This is a genomic window from Mesorhizobium sp. 01N446 (assembly GCF_056399285.1).
Genome location: NZ_JBFTRA010000011.1, coordinates 1 through 25,274, shown reverse-complemented (window position 1 = coordinate 25,274; position 25,274 = coordinate 1). Strand labels below are relative to the sequence as shown.

At 59.7% G+C, this 25,274-nt stretch carries 20 protein-coding genes and 1 pseudogene; 11 read left to right on the top strand and 10 right to left on the bottom strand.

Translation table 11 applies throughout. The features are described from left to right. Positions 1-6: 6 nt before the first annotated feature. From AC1DPX_RS30335 to AC1DPX_RS30325, 3 genes are all read right to left on the bottom strand, one after another. Positions 7-1,554, bottom strand: coding sequence for a Do family serine endopeptidase (locus AC1DPX_RS30335; RefSeq protein ID WP_477241344.1), 1,548 nt, complete (start codon positions 1,552-1,554; stop codon positions 7-9). Between the two features lie 657 nt (positions 1,555-2,211). Beyond that, complete coding sequence (locus tag AC1DPX_RS30330; protein WP_477241342.1) at positions 2,212-4,758, bottom strand: glucose/quinate/shikimate family membrane-bound PQQ-dependent dehydrogenase; 2,547 nt, start codon at positions 4,756-4,758, stop codon at positions 2,212-2,214. Positions 4,759-5,156: 398 nt separating this feature from the next. Further along, on the bottom strand, positions 5,157-5,759 hold the full coding sequence (locus AC1DPX_RS30325; RefSeq protein ID WP_477241340.1) for a carbonic anhydrase: 603 nt from the start codon (positions 5,757-5,759) through the stop codon (positions 5,157-5,159). A gap of 833 nt (positions 5,760-6,592) precedes the next feature. Between AC1DPX_RS30325 and AC1DPX_RS30320 the strand changes: the two genes are divergently transcribed. From AC1DPX_RS30320 to pgm, 5 genes are all read left to right on the top strand, one after another. Continuing rightward, positions 6,593-6,838, top strand: a complete 246-nt coding sequence (locus AC1DPX_RS30320) for a DUF982 domain-containing protein (RefSeq protein WP_256753457.1) — start codon at positions 6,593-6,595, stop codon at positions 6,836-6,838. A 63-nt stretch (positions 6,839-6,901) separates the two neighbouring features. Further along, a complete protein-coding gene (gene tal / locus AC1DPX_RS30315) occupies positions 6,902-7,999 on the top strand; it encodes a transaldolase (protein WP_477241338.1) in 1,098 nt (365 codons plus the stop codon). 26 nt (positions 8,000-8,025) lie between these two features. Further along, positions 8,026-9,654 (top strand): glucose-6-phosphate isomerase, encoded by a 1,629-nt coding sequence (gene pgi, locus AC1DPX_RS30310; protein WP_477241336.1) that lies wholly within the window; start codon positions 8,026-8,028, stop codon positions 9,652-9,654. A 105-nt stretch (positions 9,655-9,759) separates the two neighbouring features. Then, entirely contained in the window at positions 9,760-11,871 is a 2,112-nt protein-coding gene (gene tkt, locus AC1DPX_RS30305; protein WP_477241334.1) for a transketolase, read from the top strand. Between the two features lie 10 nt (positions 11,872-11,881). After that, positions 11,882-13,543: a phosphoglucomutase (alpha-D-glucose-1,6-bisphosphate-dependent) gene (pgm, locus tag AC1DPX_RS30300; protein WP_477241332.1), complete on the top strand. Its 1,662-nt coding sequence runs from the start codon at positions 11,882-11,884 to the stop codon at positions 13,541-13,543. Positions 13,544-13,573: 30 nt separating this feature from the next. Here the strand turns inward: pgm and AC1DPX_RS30295 are convergent, their stop codons facing one another. Continuing rightward, positions 13,574-14,143 (bottom strand): DUF488 domain-containing protein, encoded by a 570-nt coding sequence (locus AC1DPX_RS30295; RefSeq protein WP_477241330.1) that lies wholly within the window; start codon positions 14,141-14,143, stop codon positions 13,574-13,576. Positions 14,144-14,340: 197 nt separating this feature from the next. Between AC1DPX_RS30295 and AC1DPX_RS30290 the strand changes: the two genes are divergently transcribed. The 4 genes and pseudogenes from AC1DPX_RS30290 to AC1DPX_RS30275 form a co-directional block, all read left to right on the top strand. Beyond that, entirely contained in the window at positions 14,341-14,556 is a 216-nt protein-coding gene (locus tag AC1DPX_RS30290) for a hypervirulence associated TUDOR domain-containing protein (protein ID WP_127266171.1), read from the top strand. 46 nt (positions 14,557-14,602) lie between these two features. Beyond that, positions 14,603-16,330, top strand: coding sequence for a molybdopterin-dependent oxidoreductase (locus AC1DPX_RS30285; protein WP_477241328.1), 1,728 nt, complete (start codon positions 14,603-14,605; stop codon positions 16,328-16,330). 91 nt (positions 16,331-16,421) lie between these two features. Beyond that, positions 16,422-16,862 (top strand): CBS domain-containing protein, encoded by a 441-nt coding sequence (locus AC1DPX_RS30280; RefSeq protein ID WP_441940321.1) that lies wholly within the window; start codon positions 16,422-16,424, stop codon positions 16,860-16,862. Positions 16,863-16,865: 3 nt separating this feature from the next. Beyond that, positions 16,866-16,981: pseudogene (locus tag AC1DPX_RS30275) on the top strand (IS110 family transposase); the annotation flags it as partial. Between the two features lie 79 nt (positions 16,982-17,060). Here the strand turns inward: AC1DPX_RS30275 and AC1DPX_RS30270 are convergent. After that, complete coding sequence (locus AC1DPX_RS30270; protein ID WP_477241326.1) at positions 17,061-17,468, bottom strand: hypothetical protein; 408 nt, start codon at positions 17,466-17,468, stop codon at positions 17,061-17,063. Positions 17,469-18,041: 573 nt separating this feature from the next. Here AC1DPX_RS30270 and AC1DPX_RS30265 point away from each other — a divergent pair. After that, complete coding sequence (locus AC1DPX_RS30265) at positions 18,042-18,287, top strand: DUF982 domain-containing protein (protein WP_127266269.1); 246 nt, start codon at positions 18,042-18,044, stop codon at positions 18,285-18,287. A 186-nt stretch (positions 18,288-18,473) separates the two neighbouring features. On the opposite strand, the gene AC1DPX_RS30260 is transcribed toward AC1DPX_RS30265, so the two are convergent. Further along, on the bottom strand, positions 18,474-20,282 hold the full coding sequence (locus AC1DPX_RS30260; protein WP_477241324.1) for a chloride channel protein: 1,809 nt from the start codon (positions 20,280-20,282) through the stop codon (positions 18,474-18,476). A gap of 150 nt (positions 20,283-20,432) precedes the next feature. Here AC1DPX_RS30260 and AC1DPX_RS30255 point away from each other — a divergent pair, with 150 nt between their 5' ends. After that, a complete protein-coding gene (locus AC1DPX_RS30255; RefSeq protein WP_245469079.1) occupies positions 20,433-20,861 on the top strand; it encodes a MarR family winged helix-turn-helix transcriptional regulator in 429 nt (142 codons plus the stop codon). A 118-nt stretch (positions 20,862-20,979) separates the two neighbouring features. Here AC1DPX_RS30255 and cydB read toward each other — a convergent pair whose 3' ends face one another. The 4 genes from cydB to AC1DPX_RS30235 form a co-directional block, all read right to left on the bottom strand. Further along, positions 20,980-21,990 carry a cytochrome d ubiquinol oxidase subunit II gene (cydB, locus tag AC1DPX_RS30250; protein ID WP_137935312.1) on the bottom strand — a complete coding sequence of 337 codons (1,011 nt, stop codon included), beginning with the start codon at positions 21,988-21,990 and terminating at the stop codon, positions 20,980-20,982. Then, positions 21,987-23,390 carry a cytochrome ubiquinol oxidase subunit I gene (locus AC1DPX_RS30245; protein ID WP_137935313.1) on the bottom strand — a complete coding sequence of 468 codons (1,404 nt, stop codon included), beginning with the start codon at positions 23,388-23,390 and terminating at the stop codon, positions 21,987-21,989. Before AC1DPX_RS30245 ends, cydB begins: the two co-directional genes overlap by 4 nt. Before the next feature lie 169 nt (positions 23,391-23,559). After that, positions 23,560-24,720 carry a cystathionine gamma-synthase gene (metB, locus tag AC1DPX_RS30240; protein ID WP_137935314.1) on the bottom strand — a complete coding sequence of 387 codons (1,161 nt, stop codon included), beginning with the start codon at positions 24,718-24,720 and terminating at the stop codon, positions 23,560-23,562. A 40-nt stretch (positions 24,721-24,760) separates the two neighbouring features. Beyond that, a partial coding sequence (locus AC1DPX_RS30235; protein ID WP_477241322.1) for a redoxin domain-containing protein occupies positions 24,761-25,274 on the bottom strand: 514 nt, incomplete at its 5' end.

Genomic DNA, 25,274 nt, shown 5'->3' with positions numbered 1-25,274 from the left:
TGGGGATCAGCCCCTGTCGACGGGCAGTGCAACGAAGCGGTTCGAATCGTCGCGGGTGATCTGCATCAGCACCGCCTTGCGGCCGGACTTCACCGCATCGGCCATCGCCTTATTGGCGTCACCAGTCCCGTTGACCTGGATCGAGTTGACCGCCCTGATGATGTCGCCAGCCTGGATGCCGCGGTCTGCGGCATTGCTGTCGGGATCGACATCGGTCACCACCAGCCCCTTGCCATTTTCGGCCTTGGTGACGGTGAGGCCGAGCGCGGCGAGGGTATCGGGTTTTGCCTCAGTGGCGGGCTGTTGTTGCTGGTCGTTCGAAGCCTGCTTGTCGCTTGCCGGCAGCTTGCCGAGATCGACCTTGATCGTCTGGCTCTTGCCGTCGCGCCACACGGTGACGTCAACGGACTTGCCGGGCGAATAGGCACCGATCAGGCGGGCAAGTTCCTTGGGCGAAGCAACATCCTTGCCGTCAACCTGGGTGATGACGTCACCGGTGGTGATACCTGCCTTTTTGCCGGGACTGGCGTCCTCGGCGCTGGACACCAGCGCGCCCTTGTCGGACTTTAACCCAAGAGATTCAGCGATATCGGACGTGACGGGCTGGATTTCGACGCCAAGCCAGCCGCGCTGCACGGTTCCGCTCTTCATCAGGTCCTCAACGACCTGCTTGGCGGTCGAGGCAGGGATGTCGAAGGCAATGCCGACGCTGCCGCCCGAAGGCGAGAAGATCGCGGTGTTGATGCCGACGACCTGACCGTCGAGGTCGAAGGTCGGGCCACCCGAATTGCCCCGATTGACCGGAGCGTCGATCTGGATGAAATCGTCATACGGACCCGCGCCGATGTCACGGCCACGCGCCGAGACGATGCCCGCGGTAACCGTGCCACCGAGACCGAACGGATTGCCGACGGCCACCACCCAGTCACCGATGCGGACCTTGGAATCGTCGGCGAAGTCGACATATGTGAACTTGTTGCCGCTGCCGTCGACCTTCAGCACCGCGAGGTCGGTGCGCGGGTCGGTGCCGACCAGTTTGGCGTCGAATTCCTTGCCGTCATTGGTCACCACTGTGAAGTCCGAGCCTTCCGAAACGACATGGTTGTTGGTAACCAGATAGCCGTCATCGGAGATGAAGAAGCCGGATCCTTGCGCCACCGGCCGCGGGCGGTCGTTGTTGTGGTCCCGGTGACCGAAACGGCGCATGCCGAACTGGCCGCCCTGGTCGCCAAAGCCGCGGAATTCCTTGAAAAACCGGCGCAGTTGCGGGTTGTCTGGCAAGTTATCGAAACCATTCTGATCGTTGGTGCCATCGTCGGCCGTCGACTGGACCTTGGCCTTGACCTTGACGCTAACGACCGCGGGCGTCACTCGTTCAACGAGATCGGCGAAGCCCGGCATCTGCGCTGTTTGAACGCGCACGGCATCGGCCAGAACGGGTGTTGTGCCGGTGGCGTAGGCCCCGAAGCCGATCGCCCCGGCGATAGCCACGGACGCGGCAGCAGCCATGATTCGCTTGTGCGTGCTGGAATGTACACTGGGGTAAGTTTTCATGATTTCGTGTCCTCTTTCCGAATTTCGCCCTGATGGGCGTCGTGCTGAAAAGAATAGAGAAGCGCACATTACGACGTCATTTCCATTGCATGAACTTTTAGTAATGTTGGCGAATAATCTATCAAGGCACCCCCTTGAGATCATATCGCGCTGACCATTGCTGGCATGGTCAGAAGGTCAGTCCTGACCAAAGCCAAATGATCAGCAACTTCCTTTGCTCGAATCAGAACAGCAACAAAGCTTCTGCATACTACGTCGGCCTCCAGACCGGTGTGCAGTCAAAGAGCGCTACATCTTGGCAGTGACCCTCTTGTTGAAGCCACCCAGGATCTACCGCGGACAGGCTGGATGCTCATCGGCATGCCAGCGCTTTGAAGCGAGGCAAAATAGGCGCGCGCTTCATTTCGGCTCGGCTGCCGTTAAAACCAAGGCTCCAAAATCCTTGCAAGACCTTGGACAGTCCGTACGCAAAACCGCTAAGCCGAGGAGATGAGGGCGCGCCAGCGCAAAGCGGGCGGTCCCTGGGAAGAACCACGCTGGGATCCACCGAGACTGCGCCAGCCACCGTGTTGACGGAGCCTGGGCCAGGAACTTTCGGAGCCGAGCCCTCACGATCTTAGTTCGCCATTGTCATACGCACGCATTCCGCACCTTTGCTCACCCGGCTTTCGGCAACGCATAGGCGATAATAGAATCGCCCGCCGCTGTGCCGGTCGAACCATGCCCGCCGGCAACCACGATTAGATACTGTCGGCCATCGGAGCCAAGGTAACTGGAGGGGGTGGCCTGCCCGCCAGCGGGAAGGCGATCGCGCCAGATCTCCTTGCCTGTCTTCAGGTCATAACCGCGTACGTAGTAATCCAAGGTGCCGCTGAGAAAGGCGACGCCGCCCTTGGTAATGATCGGCCCACCGATGCCGGGCACGCCCATTTTGAATGGCAGCGGGATCGGCGACAGGTCGCGCACCGTTCCGTTGACATGCTTGTAGATGGTCTTGCCGGTCGTCAGGTCGACACCCGCGACATAGCCCCATGGCGGCGCTTGGCAGGGCAGCCCAAGCGGTGAGAGAAACGCTCCCATCTTGGCCGCATAAGGCGCTCCGAAATTTTCGTTGAAGACGTCCCCTCCCTCTTTGGTAACGACCCGCGCATACTTGTCCGGACGGGGGATCATCTTCGACGTAAAGGCAAGGTATACGGGCATGGCAAACATGACTTGCCGATTGGGATCGACCGCCACCGCGCCCCAGTTGAACGCGCCGAAGTTGCCGGGATAGACGATCGAGCCCCTCGCCGTCGGCGGAGTGTACCTTCCCTTGTAATAAAGGTTGCGGAATTCGATCCGGCAGACGAGTTCGTCGAGCGGCGAAATCCCCCACATGTCCTTTTCCTGGAGTGGCTCGGGTTTAAATGAGATTGTCGAGACAGGTTGCGTGGGCGACGTGGTGTCACCCTTGACCGCGCCGGCCGGCGCGGGTTCCTCTTTAACGGGCAGCACCGGCTGTCCTGTCTTGCGATTAAGGACGTAGACCTCGCCCTGCTTGGTCGGTGCGACCAGTGCCGGGACCTCTACCCCGCCAACAGTGAGATCCACAAGGCTCGGCTGTGCCGGAACATCCATGTCCCAGAGATCATGATGGACGGTCTGGAACACCCAGGCTGGTTTGCCGGTGTTGACATCCAATGCGAGGATTGAGGATGAATATTTTTCGACGCTGGCGCTGCGGCCGACGCCGTATTGGTCAGGCGATTGGTTGCCCATCGGCAGGTAAATCAGTCCGAGTTTGGGGTCATAACTTGCCACACTCCACGAGTTTGGGGCGTTCTCTGAATAGGTCTGACCATTCGCGATAGGCGCGGTCGCATCGGGATTCTTGGAATCGAAATTCCAGACGAGATCACCGGTGTTTACGTCGTAGGCACGGATGACACCTGACGGTGAAGTTGTTGCGACGTTGTCATTGACGGAGCCGCCGACTATCACCAGCCGTTCGGTCACGACAGGTGGCGAGGTGGAATAGATGGAGCCAGGCGTGATATTGGGCATGTTTGCCCACAGGTTGATCGTACCGTCATCCCCACCAAAACCCGGGCAAATCTTGCCAGTCTCAGCACTGATGGAAATGAGCCGCCCGTCCGACGTCGGTGCGAAGAGACGCTTGATGCATGTTGCATCGGGATTCGCTATCGCTGAGGTCGTCTTGTGGTCGACGATCGGATTGGGATCGCCACGCTTGGCCTGCCCCGTGACGACGTTCTGGGGCACACCGGCAGCGCCTGTCGTCACTTCCGCGGCGCTTTCCTCGACTCTCTGCTCCTCGGTCTTCGTTGTGCTGTCGGCCGTGACGGCCGGTTGCTGGTCACTAGGGGCGGGCTTGGCCGATGTCCCGTCAAAATAGGAAACGCCGCGGCAGGTCAAATGCTGCGTCGTCTGCTTGGCAGTCTGCTTCAGATGAGGGTCGAAACGCCACTTCTCCTTGCCGGTAACCGCATCGAGCGCGATCACCAAATTGTGCGGGGTGCAGATATAGACGGTCCCGTCGATCATAAGGGGCGTATCTTCGTAGGTCGCCTCTCCGGGGTCGTTCGGGCCGCGAATGTCGCCGGTGTGGTAGGTCCAGGCAACCTTGAGGTTGCTGACGTTCTCTGGCGTTATCTGGTCGAGCGGTGAGTAACGGCGGCCGGCGTCGGTGCGACCATAAGCATGCCATTCGCCGTCCGGTACATTGCTCTCGATACTCCTGGTTGCCGCCATCTGGGTGGCTGACAATGCGCCGCTCGTGTCGTGCGGGCTCAGCAACATCGAATAGAGTCCGGCAAGCAAGGCAACAGTCAATGAGCCGGCAAGCATCCCGCTCGATGCATCATAGCGCGCCCAGCCGATCTCCGGCCGATGCAAGGAACGAACCATTGGCGGAAGCAGCAGAAGCGCACCGATCACAATCAGCAGGCTGCCTCGAGCGGAAAGCGCCCACCAGTCGAAGCCCACCTCGTAAATGGACCAAGCGCATGTCACCAGGACGGTGGCGCCGTAAACCGCCAGACCCTCGGAGCGCAGTTTGAACAGCAGCAATGCCGAAGCGCAGAGACCAAGACCGAGGAGGATGAAGAACCAGGACCCGCCAATAAATGCCAACCAAGCACCRCCGATCAAAATAATTCCGCCGACCAATCCGGTCAGCGAAGAAAGGATTGTACGATACATTGCTCTGTTCCTGTCTTTTGGGAGCTCTCTCACGATACTCGAGCATTTGAAAATGCTGGGAGCGGCCACTCGGTGCCTTGTCAGATGAACGTCGAACTTCTCGCACTGTTCCAACGCGCAACATTTCGTGATCAGTTATTTACTCACCCTGAGCAGCAAGCAGGCGGCGGGCTCGGCGATCGTTCATCGATCAGAGTGTGACGTTGAGAAAGGACCGCACCGGCCGCCGTCTATTGATTGCCGCTGGAGACTTTCAGCGACCGCGCCGGCCGGGGTGTCGGAACTGGCCTTCTGGGGAGGCGCCACCCAGGTTTCAGGTTGCCGTTGGTTTTGAAATTTCGCGATGTCTGCCCGCTAGGATCGCGCCAGGAAGGGGCCAGTGCCCTAGCTTAACGAGATTAGATATCCTGGTTGCTGGCTATGGTACAGTTCAAGTCATAGAGCAAACCGTCCTTCAATCCATATATCCAACCATGGATAGATACGTTCTTGTTTGACCTCCATGCCGCATGCAGGATCGGCGTGCGCGCCAGACGTTTCACTTGGGAAGCGACTGAGCGCTCGCAGAGCCGGTCAAGATCCGTATCGCTCCAAGTACCACACTCCCGGCATTCGAATTCGGCCTCGGCAACATCTCTGATTGGCTGCAGCCAATGATCGATAAGGCCCAGACCTTTGCCGCTCACAGCGGCACGGATGCCACCGCAGCCATAGTGTCCGCAAACGATGATGTGCCGCACGCCGAGCTGATTTACCGCATATTCGACGACGGAGAGCATATTGAGATCGGTGGGATGGATGAGGTTGGCGACGTTGCGATGCACAAAAACCTCGCCGGGTTCCAATCCGGCAATCACATTGGCTGGTACGCGACTATCAGAGCAGCCGATCCAGAGATATTCAGGATTTTGCAAGTTCGAAAGACGTTGAAAATAATCAACCCTTTCGGCTTTACGTTCGTCTGACCAAATTTTGTTGCGGACAAAGAGGTCTTCAATCATCATTAAGTCCGGCTAGGCTTTGCGCTTGCTTGCAGCGGCGTGCGAAAAGTTGGCGGCCCTAACCTTTCCGTATCGCCTCGAAGATCAGCCTAGCGGACCCCATTTTCGCTATCAACTTCCAGCGCGCATCCTGGATCTGTTCGGCTTGGTGTTTTGTATACGGACCCATCGGTCGGGTCTTCTCACCTCCTCGACAAACCTGGCAATACCATCTGCCATTGTCGCAGAAAATTTCCACCGAGGTGTCTCCCTCTGCAGGCTCACCCTTAGCCGCCTTACTCGTGAACTTGATTATCTTTGAATGTTTCTGAGCAGGCGGGACTGCATATAGACTTTTGGTGGCGTCTTCTTGGTTCGGTGCTTGGGACATGGGTGGCTCCTTTCCTATGCACTGGGTTCGCAATCCGCGATTGCATGCATCGCGACTAAGGCCGAAGTTCAGCGCTGCGCGGCCAACTGCGCCTACGGACGTTCCGAACCCAAGGGTAAGTGCGGCAGCCAGTGTGCGCCCTTTGCATCAAGGCAACAGACGGTTATTCGCGGGGATATCACCCTTGATAGCGATTTGGCCCTCGACATTGCTCGGTACTCTTCTATCGATTAACAAACTGCGTTGTGTTCCGCAGATAACTACTTCCATATCAGAGTTGCAAGAAATGAGCGCATTCGGTCCGCTCTTCCAGACCAGCGCCTACTTGCTGCCTGCGCGACCACTCTCAACGCACCGCTGCTATTCAAAAACCTGGGGTTCACGCAAGGGTGATGCCTGTCGATGAAACTTCGCCTGGCGAGGCGCGTTGTGAGAGTTCAGCCAGTTCGAGGCGGGCCGCCCCATGTATGATGCGTGGTTTTCCAAGCCAATATCCGTCGCCACCGGCATAAGCGGCGACATCCGAAACCTGACCAACGCTCGACAAGCTTTTGACCTGCTTAACGACCATTGGCGTGACGGAGGTAGCGATAAACACCGATCCGCGAAACGGGCATGCCAGCAGGCCTTGAACGGCAGTGTTTCGGCTGACGTCGCGAGAGACGCATTCATCGACGCAGCGCGGGAAGCCCGCATATTGGTCGAGTGAACTGCGCGCTGCATATGAGACTGGCGAGGGTGAATCACTTTCTCGCCCACGAGCGAGGTCGCCATGAACGCAACAACCCGATTGCATGAACTCGGCCAAAGCCTCTGGCTGGACAACATCACACGCGATCTGCTGAGCAGCGGCACCCTTCAGCGCTATTGCACCGACTTTTCGGTGACGGGATTGACGTCGAACCCCACGATTTTCGATGAGGCGATTAAAAACAGCACTGCTTACGACGAGGCCCTTCATCGAAAAGCCAGAGGGGGCAAAACGGGYGAGCAGCTATTCTTCGAATTGGCGCTGGAAGATTTGAAGCAAGCCGCAGCACTGTTCCGCCCAGTCCACGAAGCGACGGCCGGCATCGATGGCTGGGTTTCGCTGGAGGTATCGCCTTTGCTGGCTAACGATGCCGGCGCCACTGTCGAGGCCGCCAAGCGGTTGCACGGGCAGGCGGAGTGTCCCAATCTGTTTATCAAGATTCCGGGCACGCCCGCAGGCGTCGAGGCCATAGAAGAATCGATCTTCGCCGGCATGCCGGTGAATGTCACCCTGCTGTTTTCGCATGCGCAGTACATAGCGGCGGCCGACGCGTATTGCCGAGGCATTCAGCGCCGGATCAACGCCGGGCTCGACCCGAAGATCGCCTCGGTCGCCTCGATCTTCGTCAGCCGCTGGGACAAGGCGGTGATGGACAAGGTTAGCCCAGCACTTCGGAACCGTCTCGGCATCGCCATATCCGGGCAAGTCTATAAAGCCTACCGGGAGCGGCTTGCCTCGGTGGGGTGGCGCAAGCTGGCCAATGCCGGCGCGCTTTCCCAGCGTCTGCTTTGGGCGAGCACCGGCACCAAGGATCCGCAGCTTCCGCAATCCTACTACATTGAAGCGCTCGCCGCACCGGACACCATCAACACCATTCCGGAGAAGACGCTTCATGCGTTTTCGAAAGAGGGTGCGGTTAACGGCGTGATGCCGGAGGACGGTGGTGGCAGCGAGACCGTGCTTGCCGACTTCGCAAAAGCCGGCGTCGACATTCAGGCGCTTGCCGCGCAGCTCCAGTTGGAAGGCGCGCAATCCTTCACCAAATCGTGGACTGATCTGATGGCGGTGATTGCGTCGAAGAGCGAGCAGTTACACCGCCACGGTTCGGCCGGCGGATGATGAGCGCGCCTCTCGTGGCCAGGACRTTGCCACTCGCGGAACTTCCAGCATGGCAGGCGTTGCTGGCGCATTGGCAGGAAGTGCGCCTTTTGCATCTGCGTCTGCTCTTCGCCGATGATCCCCAGCGGGGCAAGCGCTTCGCCATCGACGCCTGCGGACTTTATCTCGACTATTCGAAAAACCGCATCACGGCCGAGACGGTCCAGCTACTCATTCAACTTGCCGAGGCCTGCAGGTTGCGTGAGCGCCTCGAAGCGATGTTCAGCGGTCAGAAGATTAATGTGACCGAGCGGCGCGCGGTGCTTCATACGGCCCTGCGCGCGCCTATTGGCGAGCGAATTTTAGTCGACGGTATCGACGTTGTGCCGGAAGTCCACGCGGTGCTCGGCAAGATGGCCGACTTCACGGACAAGATTCACAGAGGCGCTTGGCGCGGCCATTCAGGCCTCGCGATACGCAACATCATCAATATCGGCATCGGCGGCTCGGACCTCGGGCCGGTCATGGCCTATGAAGCGCTGCGCCACTACAGCCGGCGCGACATGATTTTCCGCTTCATCTCGAACGTCGACGGTACCGACTTCGTGGAGGCGACGCGGGACCTGAATCCTGAGGAAACGCTGTTCATCATCTGCTCGAAGACGTTTCGGACGTTGGAAACGCTGACCAACGCCCACGCCGCACGTCAGTGGATACTGCACAAGCTGGGCGACCAGCAGGCGGTGGCCCGGCATTTCGTCGCCGTCTCGACCAATACCGAAGGGGTCGCGGAATTCGGCATCGACACAAATCAGATGTTTGGCATGTGGGATTGGGACGGCGGCCGCTATTCCATGGATTCAGCGATTGGCCTGTCCACCATGCTCGCCATCGGCGCGGAGAATTTCCACTCGATGCTGTCGGGCTTCCACGACATGGATCACCACTTCCGCACCGCGCCGTTCGGTGAGAACCTGCCGGCGCTGATGGGCCTGCTCGCGGTTTGGTACAACAATTTTTTCGAGGCGCAGACGGTCGCGGTTCTGCCCTACGAGCAATATCTCAAGCGCTTTCCTGCCTATCTGCAGCAACTGACAATGGAAAGCAACGGCAAGCACGTCACGCTTGGCGGTACGAAAGTCGATTACCAGACAGGGCCGATCTATTGGGGCGAACCTGGCACCAATGGGCAGCATTCATTCTACCAACTCATTCATCAAGGCACCAAGCTGGTTCCGTGCGATTTCCTCGGGTTTTGTCAGGCATTGAATCCGCTGGGACGTCATCACGACCTGCTGATGGCAAATCTGTTCGCGCAGACCGAGGCTCTGGCCTTCGGCAAAACGGAAGAGGAGGTCAGGGCCGAAGGGACCCCGGACTGGCTAGTTCCGCACCGCACCTTCGAAGGCAACCGCCCCACCAATACCTTGCTTGCCGAGCGCCTGACCCCAAGGACGCTGGGCAGCCTGGTCGCGCTCTACGAGCACAGCGTCTTCACGCAAGGCGTCATCTGGAACATCGACTCTTTTGACCAATGGGGCGTTGAGCTGGGCAAGGCCCTGGCCGAGAAAACAACCCCTGAACTGGAAACCTCCCAGGCCCCAAATCTCCAACATGACAGCTCGACCAACGCTTTGATCGAGCGCTATCGCCGGTTTCGAAAACGAAAGAAGTAAAGGGCGGTAAGTCCGGCCGCGCCTACGGCCCCGACCAACATACTGCGGCGCAACCCAGCCAGCACTTGGACGATCGGGTTGCCTACATCCGATCAAAGGATCCCCATGAAACAGGTGCCACTCGACCAGCTCAGCATCAACACGCTGCGAATGCTTTCAATCGATGCGGTCCAGAAAGCAAAATCCGGTCATCCCGGAACGCCGCTGGATGCAGCGCCGATGGCCTATTGCCTGTGGCAACGCTTCCTTCGCTACGACCCTGCCGACCCCGTTTGGCCGAACCGCGACCGCTTCGTGCTGTCGGCCGGCCATGCCTGCGCCCTGCTCTACAGCCTGCTTCACCTGTGCGGCGTCAAGGCAAAGGGCGCGAGCTATCCATCGGGCGACCGGCTTGCCGTGACGCTGGACGATCTCAAGAGTTTTCGCCAGGCAGGCAGCCATTGCACGGGACATCCCGAATATGGCTGGACCTCGGGCGTGGAAACCACCACGGGTCCACTCGGACAAGGTGCGGCAACAAGCGTCGGCATTGCAATTGCGGAACGGTGGCTGGCGGCCACCTACAATCGACCCGATTATGATCTGTTCTCGCACAACGTCTATGCGCTGTGCAGCGACGGCGACATGATGGAAGGGCTCAGCAACGAGGCGGCATCGCTGGCTGGACACCTCAGATTGTCGAACCTCTGCTGGATTTATGACGACAATCACATCACCATCGAGGGGCCGACTGGCCTTACATTCACCGAAGACGTGGCAACCCGCTTCCTCGCGTACGGATGGCATGTCGAGCGGGTAAGCGATGCAAACGATCTGATGTTGCTGGACAAGGCTTATCAGACGTTCATCGATACGCATGACCGCCCCACGCTGATCATCGTTCAAAGCCATATCGGTTATGGCGCGCCGCACAAGCATGACACAAACAAAGCCCACGGCGAGCCACTGGGCGCCGAAGAAGTTCGGCTGACTAAGGAATTCTACGGCTGGGATCCGGACGCCGATTTCAAGGTTCCGGAAGGGGTCGTGGCGCATTTCCGCGCACATATGGGCAAGCGTGGGGACGCCGCTCATGCCGCCTGGCGAAAATTGTTCGCGGCCTATCGTAGACAATATCCCGACCTGGCCAAACAGATCGACCAGATGCAGCGACGCGATGCTCCCTCCGGGTGGGACGCCACGTTGCCCGCCTTCTCAGCCGATGCGAAAGGCCTCGCGACGCGCGACTCGTCGGGCCAGGTGTTGAACGCTATTGCGGAACATTTGCCATGGCTGCTGGGGGGCGCGGCAGACCTGTCGCCGTCAACCAAGACGAACCTCGAATTCGATTTCGCCGGCAACTTTCAGACCCCAGAGGGTGACCAGGCCGTCAGCTACCGCGGGCGGAATTTCCACTTTGGCCTGCGCGAACATGCCATGTGCGCCATCGGCAACGGCATGAGCCTGTCGAAGCTGCGGCCGTTCGTCTCCAGCTTCCTGATCTTCACCGACTACTGCCGCGCGGCGCTGCGGCTGAGCTCGATGATGGAACTCCCGCTCATCTCCATCTGGACCCATGATTCCATCAGTCTCGGCGAGGACGGGCCAACCCACCAGCCGATCGAGCAGCTTGCCTCGTTCCGCGCCATGCCCGGCATGGTCGTGCTACGCCCGGCGGATGCGAATGAAGTCATGGAGGCATGGAAGGTCATCATGCATCTCAAGGACAGGCCTGTCTGCCTCGTGCTGACGCGACAGGCGGTGCCGACGCTCGATCGCTCGATCTATGCAAACGCAGGCGGCGTGGCACGGGGCGCCTATGTACTGGCCGATGCGCCCGACGGCAAACCCGCTGTCCTGCTGCTGGCGACCGGCAGCGAAGTCGCGCTCTGCGTGACGGCCTATGAACAGCTAAAGGCCGAGGGCATCAAGGCACGCGTCGTCAGCATGCCGTCATGGGAATTGTTCGAAAGCCAACCGAAGGAATATCGCGAGACGGTCCTGCCGCCCGCTATAACGGCCCGGGTTGCGGTAGAAGAAGCATCTGGTTTCGGATGGGAGCGTTATACGGGTTTCGACGGGGCTATCCTCGCTCTGCACAGTTTCGGCCTGTCCGCACCATCGAAAGTTGTCGCAGAACACTTCGGATTCGAGCCAGAGCACGTCGTTGCGGCTGCCAAGGCGCAAATAGCGGGCCGCCGGTCAATCAAACAAGTCGGGATTGCCCGAACCGAATGAGGCGACCAGCATGACGATGGAAATCAGTGCATTGGCCGGAAAGCCGGCCCCGGCCGACCTGCTGGTCAACGTCGCCAAGCTCGTCACAGCCTATTACAGCCAGGCACCGGACCCTGCCAACTCCTTGCAGCGGGTGGCGTTCGGCACATCCGGGCATAGAGGCTCGGCGTTTGAGAACACGTTCAACGAGGCGCATGTGCTGGCAATCAGCCAGGCCATTTGCCTATACCGCGAGCGACAAGGCATCAATGGTCCCATATTCGTCGGCATCGATACACATGCGCTGTCGGAGCCAGCCTTTGCGAGCGCCCTTGAGGTGCTGGCCGCGAACGGAGCGCAGGTGATGATGGCGGCCGGTGGCGAGTATACGCCCACCCCAGCCGTCTCCCACGCAATCGTGATCCACAACAAAGGCCGCAAGACCGGACTTGCCGATGGGATCGTCATCACGCCGTCGCACAACCCGCCGGGCGACGGAGGCTTCAAGTACAACCCGCCCAATGGCGGGCCGGCGGATACCGATGTCACCGGCTGGATCGAAAGACAGGCCAATGAGCTACTTGGCAACGGCCTGAAAGGCGTGCGGCGGATGCCGTTCGAGAAAGCCCTCCATGCGCCGACAGTCCATGCTCACGATTTCCTGAATGCTTACGTGAACGATCTCGGCAATGTCATCGACATGGACGCCATTCGCGGAGCACATGTTCGCATGGGCGTCGACCCGCTCGGCGGCGCGGGAGTCCACTACTGGCCCGCCATAGCCGACCGCTACAAGCTCGACTTGACCATCGTCAATCGCCAGGTCGATCCCACTTTTCGTTTCATGACGGTTGATTGGGATGGCCAGATCCGCATGGACCCGTCTTCAGCTTATGCCATGCAAGGCCTTATCAGCCTGAAGGATCAATTCGACATCGCTTTCGCATGCGACACCGATCACGACCGGCACGGCATCGTCACCCGCAGTGCCGGACTGCTGCCGCCCAATCATTACTTGTCGGTGGCGATAGACTACCTGTTCCAGCATCGCCCTGAATGGCGCAAGGACGCCGCGGTTGGAAAAACGGTGGTGAGCAGCCAGATGATCGATCGCGTCAGCGCCAGGCTGAAGCGCAGACTGTATGAAGTGCCGGTCGGGTTCAAATGGTTCGCCGAGGGCCTTCAGGACGGCTCGCTGGGTTTTTGCGGCGAGGAAAGCGCTGGTGCGACGTTTATGCGCCGCAACGGCGCCGTCTGGACGACCGACAAGGATGGCATCGTTCCGACGTTGCTGTCGGCCGAGATCATGGCAAGGATGGGTCGCGATCCCGGCGAGGTTTATCGCAGCCTGACGAAGGCATTGGGCGAACCGGTCGCTGATCGGCTCCAGGCAACCGCAACCCCAGCACAAAAAGAGAAACTGTCGAAGCTTTCACCGCATGAGATCACGTCGAAGACCCTGGCTGGCGAACCGATCAAGTCGGTGCTTAGCCGGGCGCCGGGCAACAATGCCGAAATCGGCGGCGTCAAGGTGGCCACGGAAAACGGCTGGTTCGCCGCGCGCCCGTCAGGCACCGAGGATATCTACAAGATCTACGCTGAGAGTTTTCGCGGACAGGACCATCTGCGCGCCATCCTGGCCGAGGCGCAGACGATCGTCGACCATGCGCTCGGGGCAACCAAAGGAAACTGAACCGGCTGCACCGCTTGTAATGATCAATGCTTACCTCCCGAGGAGATGCTCCCCGCGATAAACGATCGTTCCATCATCGCGCACGACAGCGCCTGGCGTCAGGCTGGCCTCCTCGACATGACCGGCCCCAAGGATATGCATGACGCGTTCGCCTTCTGCGAGCAGGTAATCGGCAATAATGCGGCGGTGGCACCGCCACCAGACGGCTTCCGCGCACATGATTGCGCAGCGATGCCGGCCGCCGAGCTCTCGCAGTTGCGCCAAGCCTTTGGCGAACGGCTCGGTCAGCGCATAGTCGGCGTAGTAGCGAAAACCACGTACGCGCCAATAGCTATTGGGGGAAGGTTCCGCCCCACGCGCCCTGCCCCGCAAGCCGCCAAGCGCAGCGATATGCTCATAGCCGATCCGCCACGGCGCCAACGCTCCTGGAAGGCTTTCGCCGTTGAACTGCGGATTGGTGCGCGAACGCGGCATCGAGCGCACATCGACGACGAAATCGACACGAGACTGCAGAAGCAGTTCGGCGAACTCGACGATCGTGCGCGTGGAATGGCCTATGGTGAAGAAGGTACTCGTTTCGACTCCAATCTGGGCGCGCACGGTGAACGGGCCATCTCGGTGCGGATCGTAGCCGGTTTATCCTACAGATCAAAAAGTCCTTCCATCGGGAAGCGATTCACTGGAACCGAATTCGAGCGCGACGGTTGAGTGATGGATCCTCGCCGTTCGACCGCGCCAACCAGGTGCGAAACGGCGTCATGGTTCCGTGAGAATCCCTATTACCCTGGTCGAGCTTCATGGCGGATAGATTCAAAGTCGGCGATCACGTGAGCTGGAATTCGGAAGCCGGGCGCGTCAGCGGCACGATCGTCCGTGTCCACACACGCGATTTCCAGGTCCACAGCTACACACACCATGCGAGTGAGGAAGCGCCGCAATACGAAATCAAAAGCGGCAAGACCGAGCACATCGCTTTTCACAAGGGTTCGGCGCTCACCAAACTTCACGATTGACGCTCCCGCCAGGGCGCGATCGATGCCAGAAAGATAGCCGATACCTATGACTTCCCAGCCGCCCTCACCCGAACCGCTCCGCGCAAAGCTCAGCGATGCAGATGATCGCATCCGTCTCGATAACTGGATGCCGCCACAGCAAGGAATTTTCCCACGCATACGGATCGGGCGAAAGTGGATCAATACATTATGGGCAATCCCAATCGGAGCGGCGGTGCTGCTATGCCTGATCGCGCTCGCGCAAAGCCTTCGCGAGCTTCCCGAGGTTAAGGCCTTCATCCACAACCACCCCGGCATCGCGCAATCGGCACCATTGGTGGACTCCGGTTTCCCCTGGTGGCTGCAGCTACAGCATTTCCTGAACATGTTCTTCATGTTGTTCATCATGCGGTCCGGCCTGCAAATCCTGGCCGACCATCCACGACTGTATTGGGGGCGAGACTGCACGCCGGGAACCGATTGGTTTCGTTTCCAGGTGCCGGTGCCGAAGGACCGCGTCTGGACGGCGAAGGATGATTCCGTCACGCTGCCGACATGGCTTGGCATTCCGGGGCTCCGGCACACGCTCGGCCTATCGCGCTGGTGGCATTTCTCGATCAATCTCTTATGGCTGATCAACGGAGTAGCCTTCTACGTTCTACTCTTTTCAACCGATCAGTGGCGCAGGCTGGTGCCCATGACGTGGGAAGTTTTCCCGGCCGCGCTCTCGACGGCGATCCAGTATGCCTCGCTGAACTTCCCGGTGGATGAGGGCTGGACCCGCTACAACGGCCTCCAGCAACTCAGCTACTTCGTCACCGTGTTCATCGCTGCGCCTGTCTCGATCGCCACAGGGCTGATGCAGAGCCCCGCGATTTCCAATGCGGCAGGATGGTTCGGCCGATTATTCAACCGGCAGGCCATGCGATCGGTTCATTTCATCTCGTTCGCCTGGTTCGTCGGCTTCATCGTGGCGCATGGCGCGATGGTCTTCGTCACCGGCATCCGGCAGAATACCAACCATATGTTCGCCGGCATCGACGACGCTTCATGGACGGGTTTCCCCCTGTTTCTCGTCGCGATGGCCATCCTCCTCGCAGCATGGCTAGTCGTCTCACCCTTCACCATCCGCCACGCCCGATTGGTGCAGCGCACCGGCGCGTTCATGATCGGCTGGCTGATGGGGCTGGCGGAAGGCTGGGATCCGCGCTCGCAACTGACGAAGAAGGATATCTCGCCATATTTTTGGCCGAACGGCACGATGCCGAATTCCAAGGAATTCGACGATCTCGTGGCCGAGAATTTCGCCAGCTACAGGCTGAACGTCAGTGGCCTTGTCGAGACGACGAGCCAGTTCTCCCTGGCCGATCTAAGGGCAATGCCAAAGCAGGAACAGATCACCACGCATTTCTGCATCCAGGGTTGGTCCGGCGTTGCCGAATGGGGTGGCGTCCCCATGCGCGATATTCTGGACCTGGTGAAGCCGACACCAGCGGCCCTCTACGCCGTGTTCTACTCGCTGGCCGATGGTGCCGATGGTGGTCGCTACTACGACGTCCACAAGATCGAAAACATGAGCCATGACCTGACGATCCTCGCCTACGAGATGAACGGCGCCCCGCTTAGCGTTTTACATGGCGCGCCCTTGCGGCTCAGGTGCGAAAACGAGTTGGGCTTTAAGATGGTCAAATGGGTCGCAGCGATCGAGTTCGTGCGCGATTTCGCCGACCTCGGCGCGGGTCAGGGCGGTTACAATGAGGATCATGAGTTCTACGGCTATCGTATGCCGATTTGATTGCCGATAATAACGGGGCGCTGTTACCCTACGGACGATCCTGAGCGCCCATGGATTTTCACGCCAAAGCGATTTCACAGGAGTACGAACGATGTTGGTCGAGAAGATGTTGCCACGCGCGTTCGAGCGACTCGCGGTAATCGAAGCAAAGGCTCAGATTAAAGAAGCGGCCAAGATGATGTCCAAGCCGCACACCGACCTCGTTGTGGTGTGTGAGCGAGGGAACATGGTCGGCGTCGTTACAAAGACAGATATTGTTGGCCAGATCAGTCAGTGCCTCGGATTCGGGTGTACGGCCAGTATAGACAGCATCATGACGCGCGATGTTACCTATTGCCGGGAGAATGAGGGGCTTCTTGATGTGTGGACGGTGATGAATGAACGTGGTCTTCAGCGCATTCCGGTCCTGGATGAGGCACAAAGGCCAATCGGCATTATTTACACACGAGATGCACTGCAAGCATTATTAGGCGAATCTGAAAGCGAAGATAAACTTCTCCGCGATTACATATCGGGGGTCGGTTACCGATAGGGACCGGCTATCTGCCTGGAGACTCAACATGTGCGTGTCTCGATGTCGGCGCAGCGAAACAAGACCGACAAGGCCGATGCGCTGGCATCGCCCACGTGATGCGCGCCGGCTGGGGCCGCTAGGCTTACATCCAGTCGGAAAGCAACTGCCGGGCACGGATTTTGCTGGCGCACCGGCGCAATGACTTCCGCGGTCAAGTCAGCGTGTTGCGGGCGATAACTCGGACATCGAGCGCACGCTTCCGCTCGAGAAAACCACGAGCGCGAAAAGCAGCACAGCGGCTGCGACGATCAGCGATCCGCCGGCGACGACCGGCTCAAGTGCCGTATTACCTTGCAGCATCAGATAAAGCGCTGGCAGCATGATTACCAGCCCGACGTTATACACGCCGTAGTGGACCATCGCGATTCTCCGCGCCGCCTTTGCCGGGTTAAGCGCATAGTACCCGCCAAAGATTGCAGATGTGACCCAGCCGAGCAGATTGATGTGAGCATGTGCCGGAAAGGCACCATGGTCGCCCGAGATCGCCATTTGTAGGCCGGCGCCAATCCCCAGAATGAGCCACACGATAGCCGTCTTAAAAAAGAGATCCGAAACCTTAGGCATGACACTTCCTCCCCAAAAAAGCCGAATTCAATGCGCCCTATATTATGGATTTCTAAAAGATCGATGCAATCAAAATCACATCCATAAGACCCCCGACCGAGCCTCACAGTGACGGGTTTATGGCTTTGGCTTGCGGATCAGTTTTGCTCGGTTTTTTGCGGTCGGCACTTTTCGCTCCGCCTTCGCCCCGGTGCACACCGCAATTGCGACCGATGACGGTGAAGAATTCAAGCCGATTCCATGATCCCGGGCCGTCGGTTGCGTAGCAGGCTAACGACGTATTGCCGTAGGCTGGGCGTGATCGGTGTCACGTCCGCGTGGTGTATCGAGAACGAAACGCTTTACCTGACGTTTGTCCGAATGAAACAGCAACAGTCGTTGGCACCATTAGGGAGAGCGGCCGAGATCGCCGTTTGGCAACGGGCCCGACATGATCGGCGTGACCCGTTGGGTTGACAATGCAATTTTCGCGGCGACGCAGTACATACCTACTCACGCAACGGTGATAGCTGTTCAACGAAACCGTTCGTCGACACCGCGTTTTGTCCGGTGCGGTCCATCTGAGGTTCCATCATGTACGAAGCGTGGTTTTCCAAGCCGGTGCCAGTCACCACCGGCATTGGCGGAAATATTCGCAACCTCTTGAATGCTCAACAGGCGCTAGATTTGCTTGGAGGCAATTGGCGCGATGCAGGAAGTCAAAAACATCGGTCCGCGTTGAGAGCTTGCCAGCAGGCCATAAACGGCGGCGTTTCCGCCGATGTTGCAAGAGAAGTTTTTGTCGAAGCCGCCCGAGAGGCGCATATTTTGGTTGAATGAGATCACAGTTTGCGCGCCGGTTTCCTTGTCGACCTCGAACGTCCTTTCGTCGGCAGGAAGATTTCCGGTCAGTTGGCCATTCCAAAATCCCTCAAGGATTACAATACCAGATCGCGATTGAGAGCCGCGTAATTGCTGGCGAGGTAGATCGATCGCGTTTGGAGAAAGCTCGCATCTACTAGGTGTTCAACCAACGCGGTCTTGTTCAGCGCCATCCTGTTTTCTACGGCGGGTGCCGAAGGCCAGCAATGCCGAACGATCACGCTCCTCGGCTTGCTTCCTCGACCGCACGCGCATCAGATCCTTCCAGCCGACATAGCCGACCAGTTGCTGGCTCTCGCGGGTGACGACCGGCAGATGCGAGACATTGGCCACCAACAGCTTGTCCGACAGACCTTCCAGATATTCGTCGGGATAGGCAAGCGTCACCTTGCTTCCGGCAAGCAGGTCGCCGAGCGTGGTCGTCCTGTGCTTGCCGGCGCGGCGCCAGCGCAGGATGGCCGGCGGATCAATAAGGCCGAGCACCCGCCTGTTCTCGTCAGTGACCGGGAAGCTCGGATGCCGGGTTTCCGGCGCGGTCAGGAACGCCGCCGCGCCATGCAGCGTCATCGTCGCCGGCACGCTCTCGACCTGCGACGTCATCACCTCGCGCACCCTCGTCAGGGCGAAAGGGTCGACGCGGTATTCGCGCACGAGGTGGTGCCCGCGCCTGGCGATCTTCTCGGTCAGGATCGAACGCTTCATCAGAAGCACGGTGACGGCGTGCGCCGTCGCGCAGGCCGCGATCAGCGGCACCAGCACATGGGTGTTGCCGGTCAGTTCGACCGCGAAGAAAGTGGCCGTCAGCGGTGCACGCATCGTGCCGCCCATGGTGGCGGCCATGGCCAGCAATGCCCAGAAGCCCGGATCCGCCGCTGGCAGAACGCCGGCGAGCACTGCTCCCATCGCCCCACCCATGATCAGCAGCGGCGCCAGCACGCCGCCGGATGTCCCCGACCCTAGCGCAACCGACCATATGATGGCTTTCACTACCAGGAGGATCAGCGCCGCGGTCGCGATCGTGCGGCCGTCAAGCATATTGGCGATGTTGTCATACCCGACGCCGAGCGCGTGCGGTTCGATCAACCCGCCTATGCCGACAACCAAACCGCCTAGCATCGGCCACCACATCCAGTGAATGGGCAGTTTCTGGAAGCCGTCCTCGCAGGCATAGACCATCTGGGTGAGCAGCCCTGACAGCAGGCCGGCGCAAATACCGACCAGAACCCAGCCGCCAAGCCCGACGAACGACACCGCCATGCCGCCCTGAAACGGAAAGATCGGCCCGGGCAGATGCAGCACGGTACGCTCGACCTCGGCAATGATCGCCGCAACCGCCACGGGAATGAAGCTGCGCGGCGTCCATTCGAACAGCAGCAGTTCCACCGCCAGCATGATGGCGGCGATCGGCGTGCCGAACACGGTGGTCATGCCGGCCGCAGCACCCGCCACCAGCAGCGTCTTGCGTTCGTTGTCGCTGACCGGCAGCATCTGCGCGATCAGTGAGCCGATCGCGCCGCCGGTCATGATGATCGGTCCTTCGGCGCCAAATGGTCCGCCGGAGCCGATGGAGATCGCTGACGACAGCGGCTTCAGGATCGCCACCTTGGCATCGAGCCTGGAGCGCCCGAGTAGGATCGCCTCGATGGCCTCGGGAATGCCGTGGCCGCGAATCTTCTCGCTGCCGAAGCGCGCCATCAGGCCGATGATCAGCGCGCCGATCACAGGGACGATGACGGAGGCATAGCCCAGCGGAGTGTCCTCGAGCTTCAGGTCGGCGAGCGTGAACTGGCCAAAATAGGCAATGTTGGTGGCCAGCCGGATCAGTTTCAAAAGCGCAATGCCGGCAAACAGCCCCGCCGTCGCTACCACCACCGCTATCGCGGCAACCAGCAGCACCCTGGCATCGGTCGTGAAATCTCGGAGATGGTCGGGGCTGGCGTGATCAGGTTTCATTGCTGCTCTCATTCTGCGGACGCATCGCATGTGCCGGGTAACTGTGTCGGCGGACACGGCATGCTTGTCGGTTCGCTATGTATCGGAATACGATATAAATAGACAAGGCCGTTCTTGCTAAAACCGATCGGAATTGAACAAGTGTCAAAAATGACGCATCCGCAAAAACCACGCCCCGCCATCAGCCAGGCCGACTACCAGCGGCTGTCGGAGTTTCGTTACCTGATCCGCCGCTTCCTCGAATTCAGCCAGGTCCAGGCACATGATGCCGGGCTGACCCCACGCCAGCATCAGGCGCTGCTTGCGATCAAGGGATATCCGGGTGGTGGACCGGTGACTGTCGGCGACCTCGCGGAGCGCCTGCGCATCCGCCACCACAGCGCCGTCGAATTGGTCAATCGCCTTGGCGAGGCAGGGCTGGTCGCACGGGATCAGGACAAGGACGACCACCGTCGTGTTCTGCTGCAGTTAACGGTGCGTGCCGACGACCACCTGGCCGACCTTTCGGTTGCGCATCTCGACGAGCTTTCGCGGATAGAACCGATGCTGAGACGCTTGCTGCGTCGTGGCGACGAGTGATCCGAACAAGTCGACTTCATTGGCATTGGCTCGTCGCGACACGCAGCTTCTTGCACGAGCCAGTTAGATACCATGTAAATATGAGAGCAACTGTGTCGGTCAGCGTTCGAAAACCTATTCAATGGTAACCAACGTCAGCGCGAACTTTGCCGCGGAACACCCAATACGACCAGCCGGTGTACATCAGGATCACGGGCAACAACACAAGAGTGCCGACGAGCAGGAAAGCCTGGGTGCGTTCTGAAGAGGCCGATTCCCAAAGCGTGAAATGGTAGGGAACGATCATCGGGAAGAGGCTGATGGCGATCCCGACATAGGAAAGCACAAAGAGGCCGATGGCGCCGACGAAAGGCTTCGTCTCACTTGCACTGCCCAGTACCCGCCAGGTGAAGAAGGCGACGGCCGCTGTCGCGACAGGTACCGGTGCCAAATACAGAATGTTGGGCCAGGCGAACCAGCGCGCGGCGATGGCCTGGCTCATGAACGGGGTCCAGATGCTGACCACGCCAATACCGACGAGGACGCCGACAAGACACATGCGGCCGTGGCGGCGCGCCGCCGCCTGCACCTCCCCCTCGGTCTTGAGGATCAGCCAGCCGGCGCCCAGAAGGCTATAGCCGAACAAAAGGGCGAAACCTGTCAATAGCGAGAATGGCGTCAGAAAATCGAAGGAACCGCCGGAAAACTGTCTGCCAGTGACCTCAAAACCCTGGATGAAGGCGCCAAGCACGACCCCTTGAGCAAAGGTGGCGACAGCCGAGCCATAGCAGAAACCATGATCCCAGAAGGTCTTGTGCTCAGCGTCGCGGAACCGGAACTCGAACGCCACGCCGCGGAACACCAGCGCCAGCAGCATGACCAGGACCGGAAAATACACCGCCGGGATGATGATGGCGAAGGCAAGCGGAAACGCCGCCAGAAGCCCGAGGCCGCCCAGCACCAGCCAGGTTTCGTTGCCGTCCCAGATCGGCGCGATCGAGTTCATGATCGTGTTGCGGGATGCAGTGTCGGGCGCGAAGCCGTAAAGCATGCCGACGCCAAGATCGAAGCCATCCAGCAGCACGTAGAAGAACACCGCCATGCCGAGGATCAGCGTCCAGATTGGCACGAAATCGAGGACCTGGCTCATCGCACTTCTCCCTCTCGAAGTTCGACGGCTCCGGCGCGGACCGGCGCCCCGGGCCGTCCTCCCTCGATCTCCACATCTATCTCGGCAGCAATTGCCGGGCCTTTGCGCACAATACGCAGCATGAGAAAGAGGCCTGCAGGATAGATGATGAGATAGACCGCTGCGTAGCCGATCAGCGAGAGCATCACATCAAAGCCCGTCAATGAAGGTGTCACTGAGTCCGCCGTGCGCAGAAGGCCGTATACTGTCCAGGGCTGACGTCCGACCTCGGTGGTGATCCAACCTGCGATGACCGCCACGAAGCCGATGGGCGCCGCGATCTGGGTGATCGCGAGAAAGGCCGGCGAGGCGTCCAGCCGGCCGCGCCAGCGAAGCCATCCGCCGACAAGGACGAGGCCAAGCATAACGATGCCGCAGCCGACCATGGCCCGGAAGGCGAAGAAGGGGATCGCGACGGGCGGACGCTGATCGGCCGGAAAGTCCTTGAGGCCCTTAACCTCGCCGTCAAGCTCATGGGTGAGAACGAGGCTGCCAAGCCACGGAAGATCTATGGCAAAGAGGTTGCGCTCGGCTTTGTCATCCGGAATGGCGAAAAGGGTAAGCGGCACCTGTCGGGCAGTTTCCCAGCGCGCTTCAATCGCGGCTAGCTTGGCCGGCTGGTGGTCGCGGGTATTCAGACCGTGCTGGTCGCCGATGAACATCTGCAGCGGGACCAGCACGGTCAGCAGCCAGAGCGTCATCGACAGCATCGTTCGGCCTTCCTCAACGGACCGCCCGCGACGCATCAAATAGGCGCCGACGCCCATGACGACGAAGCCTGTCGTGACGAAGAACGCGACGACGGTATGCGCCAGCCGATAGGGAAAGGAAGGATTGAAGACCACCTTGAACCAGTCCGTCGGGAAGAAACGGCCATCGATGATCTCGTAGCCGGCCGGCGTCTGCATCCAGCTGTTGGCTGACAGGATCCAGAAGGAAGACAGCAAAGTGCCGAGCGCCACCATTAGCGCTGCAACGAAATGCGCCCAGCGCGGCACCAGTTGCCGTCCGAAAAGAAGGACGCCGAGGAAGGCCGCCTCCAGGAAAAACGCCGTCAGGCCCTCATAGGCGAAAAGCGGGGAAAGCACATTGGCGGTCGCGTCGGAAAAGCGGCTCCAGTTCGTACCGAACTGGAAGGGCATGACGACCCCGGTGACGACGCCCATGCCAAAAGCAATCGAGAATATCTTGATCCAGAACGTCGAGATGCGGAGATAGATGTCCTTCCCGGTGAAAAAATTGAGGCCTTCCAGCATCGCGATATACGCGGCCAATCCCACGGTGATGGCCGGCAACAGGATGTGCCAGCCGATGACCCAGGCGAATTGCAGTCGCGACAGGAATGCAGGATCGAGGTCCATCACTCGTCTCTCCAAACGAAAACGAGCTTGCCTCATGAATCCAACTGCGCCGTAGCCACGACAGTGGACAGGGCTCGTCTTCAGGCCGTCGTCACGCTATAGTAACCAGCGACGATGTCGATAGCGCCGTTTTTTTGACCACCTCTGCTCCCATCAGATCGGCCCCCTCCTAACCAGCGGCTTTGGAAAGCGCTAGCTCAAGGTCGGCGATCAGATCAGTCTCCGCCTCGAGGCCGACCGATAGCCTCAGCAGGCTGTCGCTTATTCCGGCGACCTTTCGGGCCTCGGCGCCCATTCCCGCATGGGTCATGGTAGCCGGATGGGCAACAAGGCTTTCGACGCCACCGAGAGACTCGGCCAGCGTGATGACTTCGACCGCTTCGACGAAGCGCCGAACCGCCTCAACGCCTCCAGCCAGTTCGAAGCTCAGCATCGCTCCGAACCCGGCTTGCTGAGCCTTGGCGATCGCATGGCCTGGATGGGATTCGAGACCCGGATAATGGACCGCGCTGACTTGTGCCTGTCTTTGCAGGAATGCGGCGACCGCCGCTGTGTTGGTTTGCTGCCGCTCGATGCGCGGGAACAGCGTGCGAAGGCCTCTGAGTGTCAGGTAGGCATCGAAAGGCGCACCTGACACGCCGGTGATCTTGGCCCACTCGGCGAGTGCGTCCACATCGCCCGCTTGCGCCGCGACAATGGCGCCCCCTACCACATCGGAATGGCCATTCAGGTATTTGGTGGTCGAATGGACGACGAAATCCGCACCCAGCGCGATCGGCCGCTGTAGAGCCGGCGACAGGAAGGTATTGTCTACGGCAACCTTCGCGCCGACGGCTTTTGCCTGAGAAGCGATCGAGCGGATATCGACGACGCGCATCAATGGGTTGCTCGGTGTCTCGATGAGGACGAGAGCTGGCTTCTTTGACAACGTTGCGGACAACGCTGCTGCGTCGCCCTGATCAACAAAGAGGACGTCGAAATGCCCCTTGTCGCGACGCAACGAGAGCAGACGGTAGGTGCCGCCATAGCAATCGTGCGGCGCAACGATGAGTTCGTCTCGTCCCAATTGCCCAAGCAGCAGGTCGACCGCCGCCATGCCGGAGGAGGTGACGACTGCGCCGGCGCCACCTTCGAGCCTGGCCAGCGTGTCGGCCAGCATGTCGCGGCTCGGATTGCCGGCTCGCGTATATTCGTAGCGCCCCGCCTCGTCATAGCCCGGAAAAGCGAAGGTGCTCGAAAGATAAACCGGCGGCGTGACCGCACCGAAGCCACGGTCGGCAGCAATGCCGTTTGCCGCTGCAATGGTCCGTGGATCTTTGGGCTTTGTCATGACGACTATCTCGCACTAGACGAGCCAAGGTGGTCGGGAATCAGTTCAGCAGTTGGACCATGCGCAGATAAGGCCGCAGCTCCTTCCAACCCTGGGGGAATCGCTCCTTCGCCTGCTCGTTGGTGAGACTTGGCGAAATGATCACCGGCTGGCCCGGCTCCCAGTTCACCGGAGTCGAGACCTTCTGGGTATCCGTGAGCTGCAGACTGTCGATAGCGCGCAGGATTTCGGAAAAATTGCGGCCCGCACTTGGTGGATAGGTCAGGCTGAGGCGGATCTTCTTATTTGGGTCGATGAAATACACCGCACGCACCGTCACATTCGGATCAGTCTCGGCGTGGATCATGCCGTAGAGGTTGGCGACCTTCTTGTCGGTGTCGGCAAGCATCGGAAAATTGAGTGCGTGCCCTTGCGTTTCCTCGATGTCCTTCTCCCAAAGATTGTGTGCCTCCACGTCGTCGACCGAGAGGCCGAGCGGCTTGACGCCACGTTTGTCCCATTCCGGCTTGAGACGGGCGACTGTTTGTCCCATTCCGGCTTGAGACGGGCGACTT

Excerpts from the sequence above, each read along its gene's own strand:
- AC1DPX_RS30335 (WP_477241344.1), bottom strand. The coding sequence starts at position 1,554 with ATGAAAACTTACCCCAGTGTACATTCCAGCACGCACAAGCGAATCATG.
- AC1DPX_RS30325 (WP_477241340.1), bottom strand. The coding sequence starts at position 5,759 with ATGATTGAAGACCTCTTTGTCCGCAACAAAATTTGGTCAGACGAACGT.
- AC1DPX_RS30320 (WP_256753457.1), top strand. The coding sequence starts at position 6,593 with ATGTATGATGCGTGGTTTTCCAAGCCAATATCCGTCGCCACCGGCATA.
- tkt (WP_477241334.1), top strand. The coding sequence starts at position 9,760 with ATGAAACAGGTGCCACTCGACCAGCTCAGCATCAACACGCTGCGAATG.
- pgm (WP_477241332.1), top strand. The coding sequence starts at position 11,882 with ATGACGATGGAAATCAGTGCATTGGCCGGAAAGCCGGCCCCGGCCGAC.
- AC1DPX_RS30290 (WP_127266171.1), top strand. The coding sequence starts at position 14,341 with ATGGCGGATAGATTCAAAGTCGGCGATCACGTGAGCTGGAATTCGGAA.
- AC1DPX_RS30285 (WP_477241328.1), top strand. The coding sequence starts at position 14,603 with ATGACTTCCCAGCCGCCCTCACCCGAACCGCTCCGCGCAAAGCTCAGC.
- AC1DPX_RS30280 (WP_441940321.1), top strand. The coding sequence starts at position 16,422 with ATGTTGGTCGAGAAGATGTTGCCACGCGCGTTCGAGCGACTCGCGGTA.
- AC1DPX_RS30270 (WP_477241326.1), bottom strand. The coding sequence starts at position 17,468 with ATGCCTAAGGTTTCGGATCTCTTTTTTAAGACGGCTATCGTGTGGCTC.
- AC1DPX_RS30265 (WP_127266269.1), top strand. The coding sequence starts at position 18,042 with ATGTACGAAGCGTGGTTTTCCAAGCCGGTGCCAGTCACCACCGGCATT.
- AC1DPX_RS30260 (WP_477241324.1), bottom strand. The coding sequence starts at position 20,282 with ATGAAACCTGATCACGCCAGCCCCGACCATCTCCGAGATTTCACGACC.
- AC1DPX_RS30255 (WP_245469079.1), top strand. The coding sequence starts at position 20,433 with ATGACGCATCCGCAAAAACCACGCCCCGCCATCAGCCAGGCCGACTAC.
- cydB (WP_137935312.1), bottom strand. The coding sequence starts at position 21,990 with ATGAGCCAGGTCCTCGATTTCGTGCCAATCTGGACGCTGATCCTCGGC.
- AC1DPX_RS30245 (WP_137935313.1), bottom strand. The coding sequence starts at position 23,390 with ATGGACCTCGATCCTGCATTCCTGTCGCGACTGCAATTCGCCTGGGTC.
- metB (WP_137935314.1), bottom strand. The coding sequence starts at position 24,720 with ATGACAAAGCCCAAAGATCCACGGACCATTGCAGCGGCAAACGGCATT.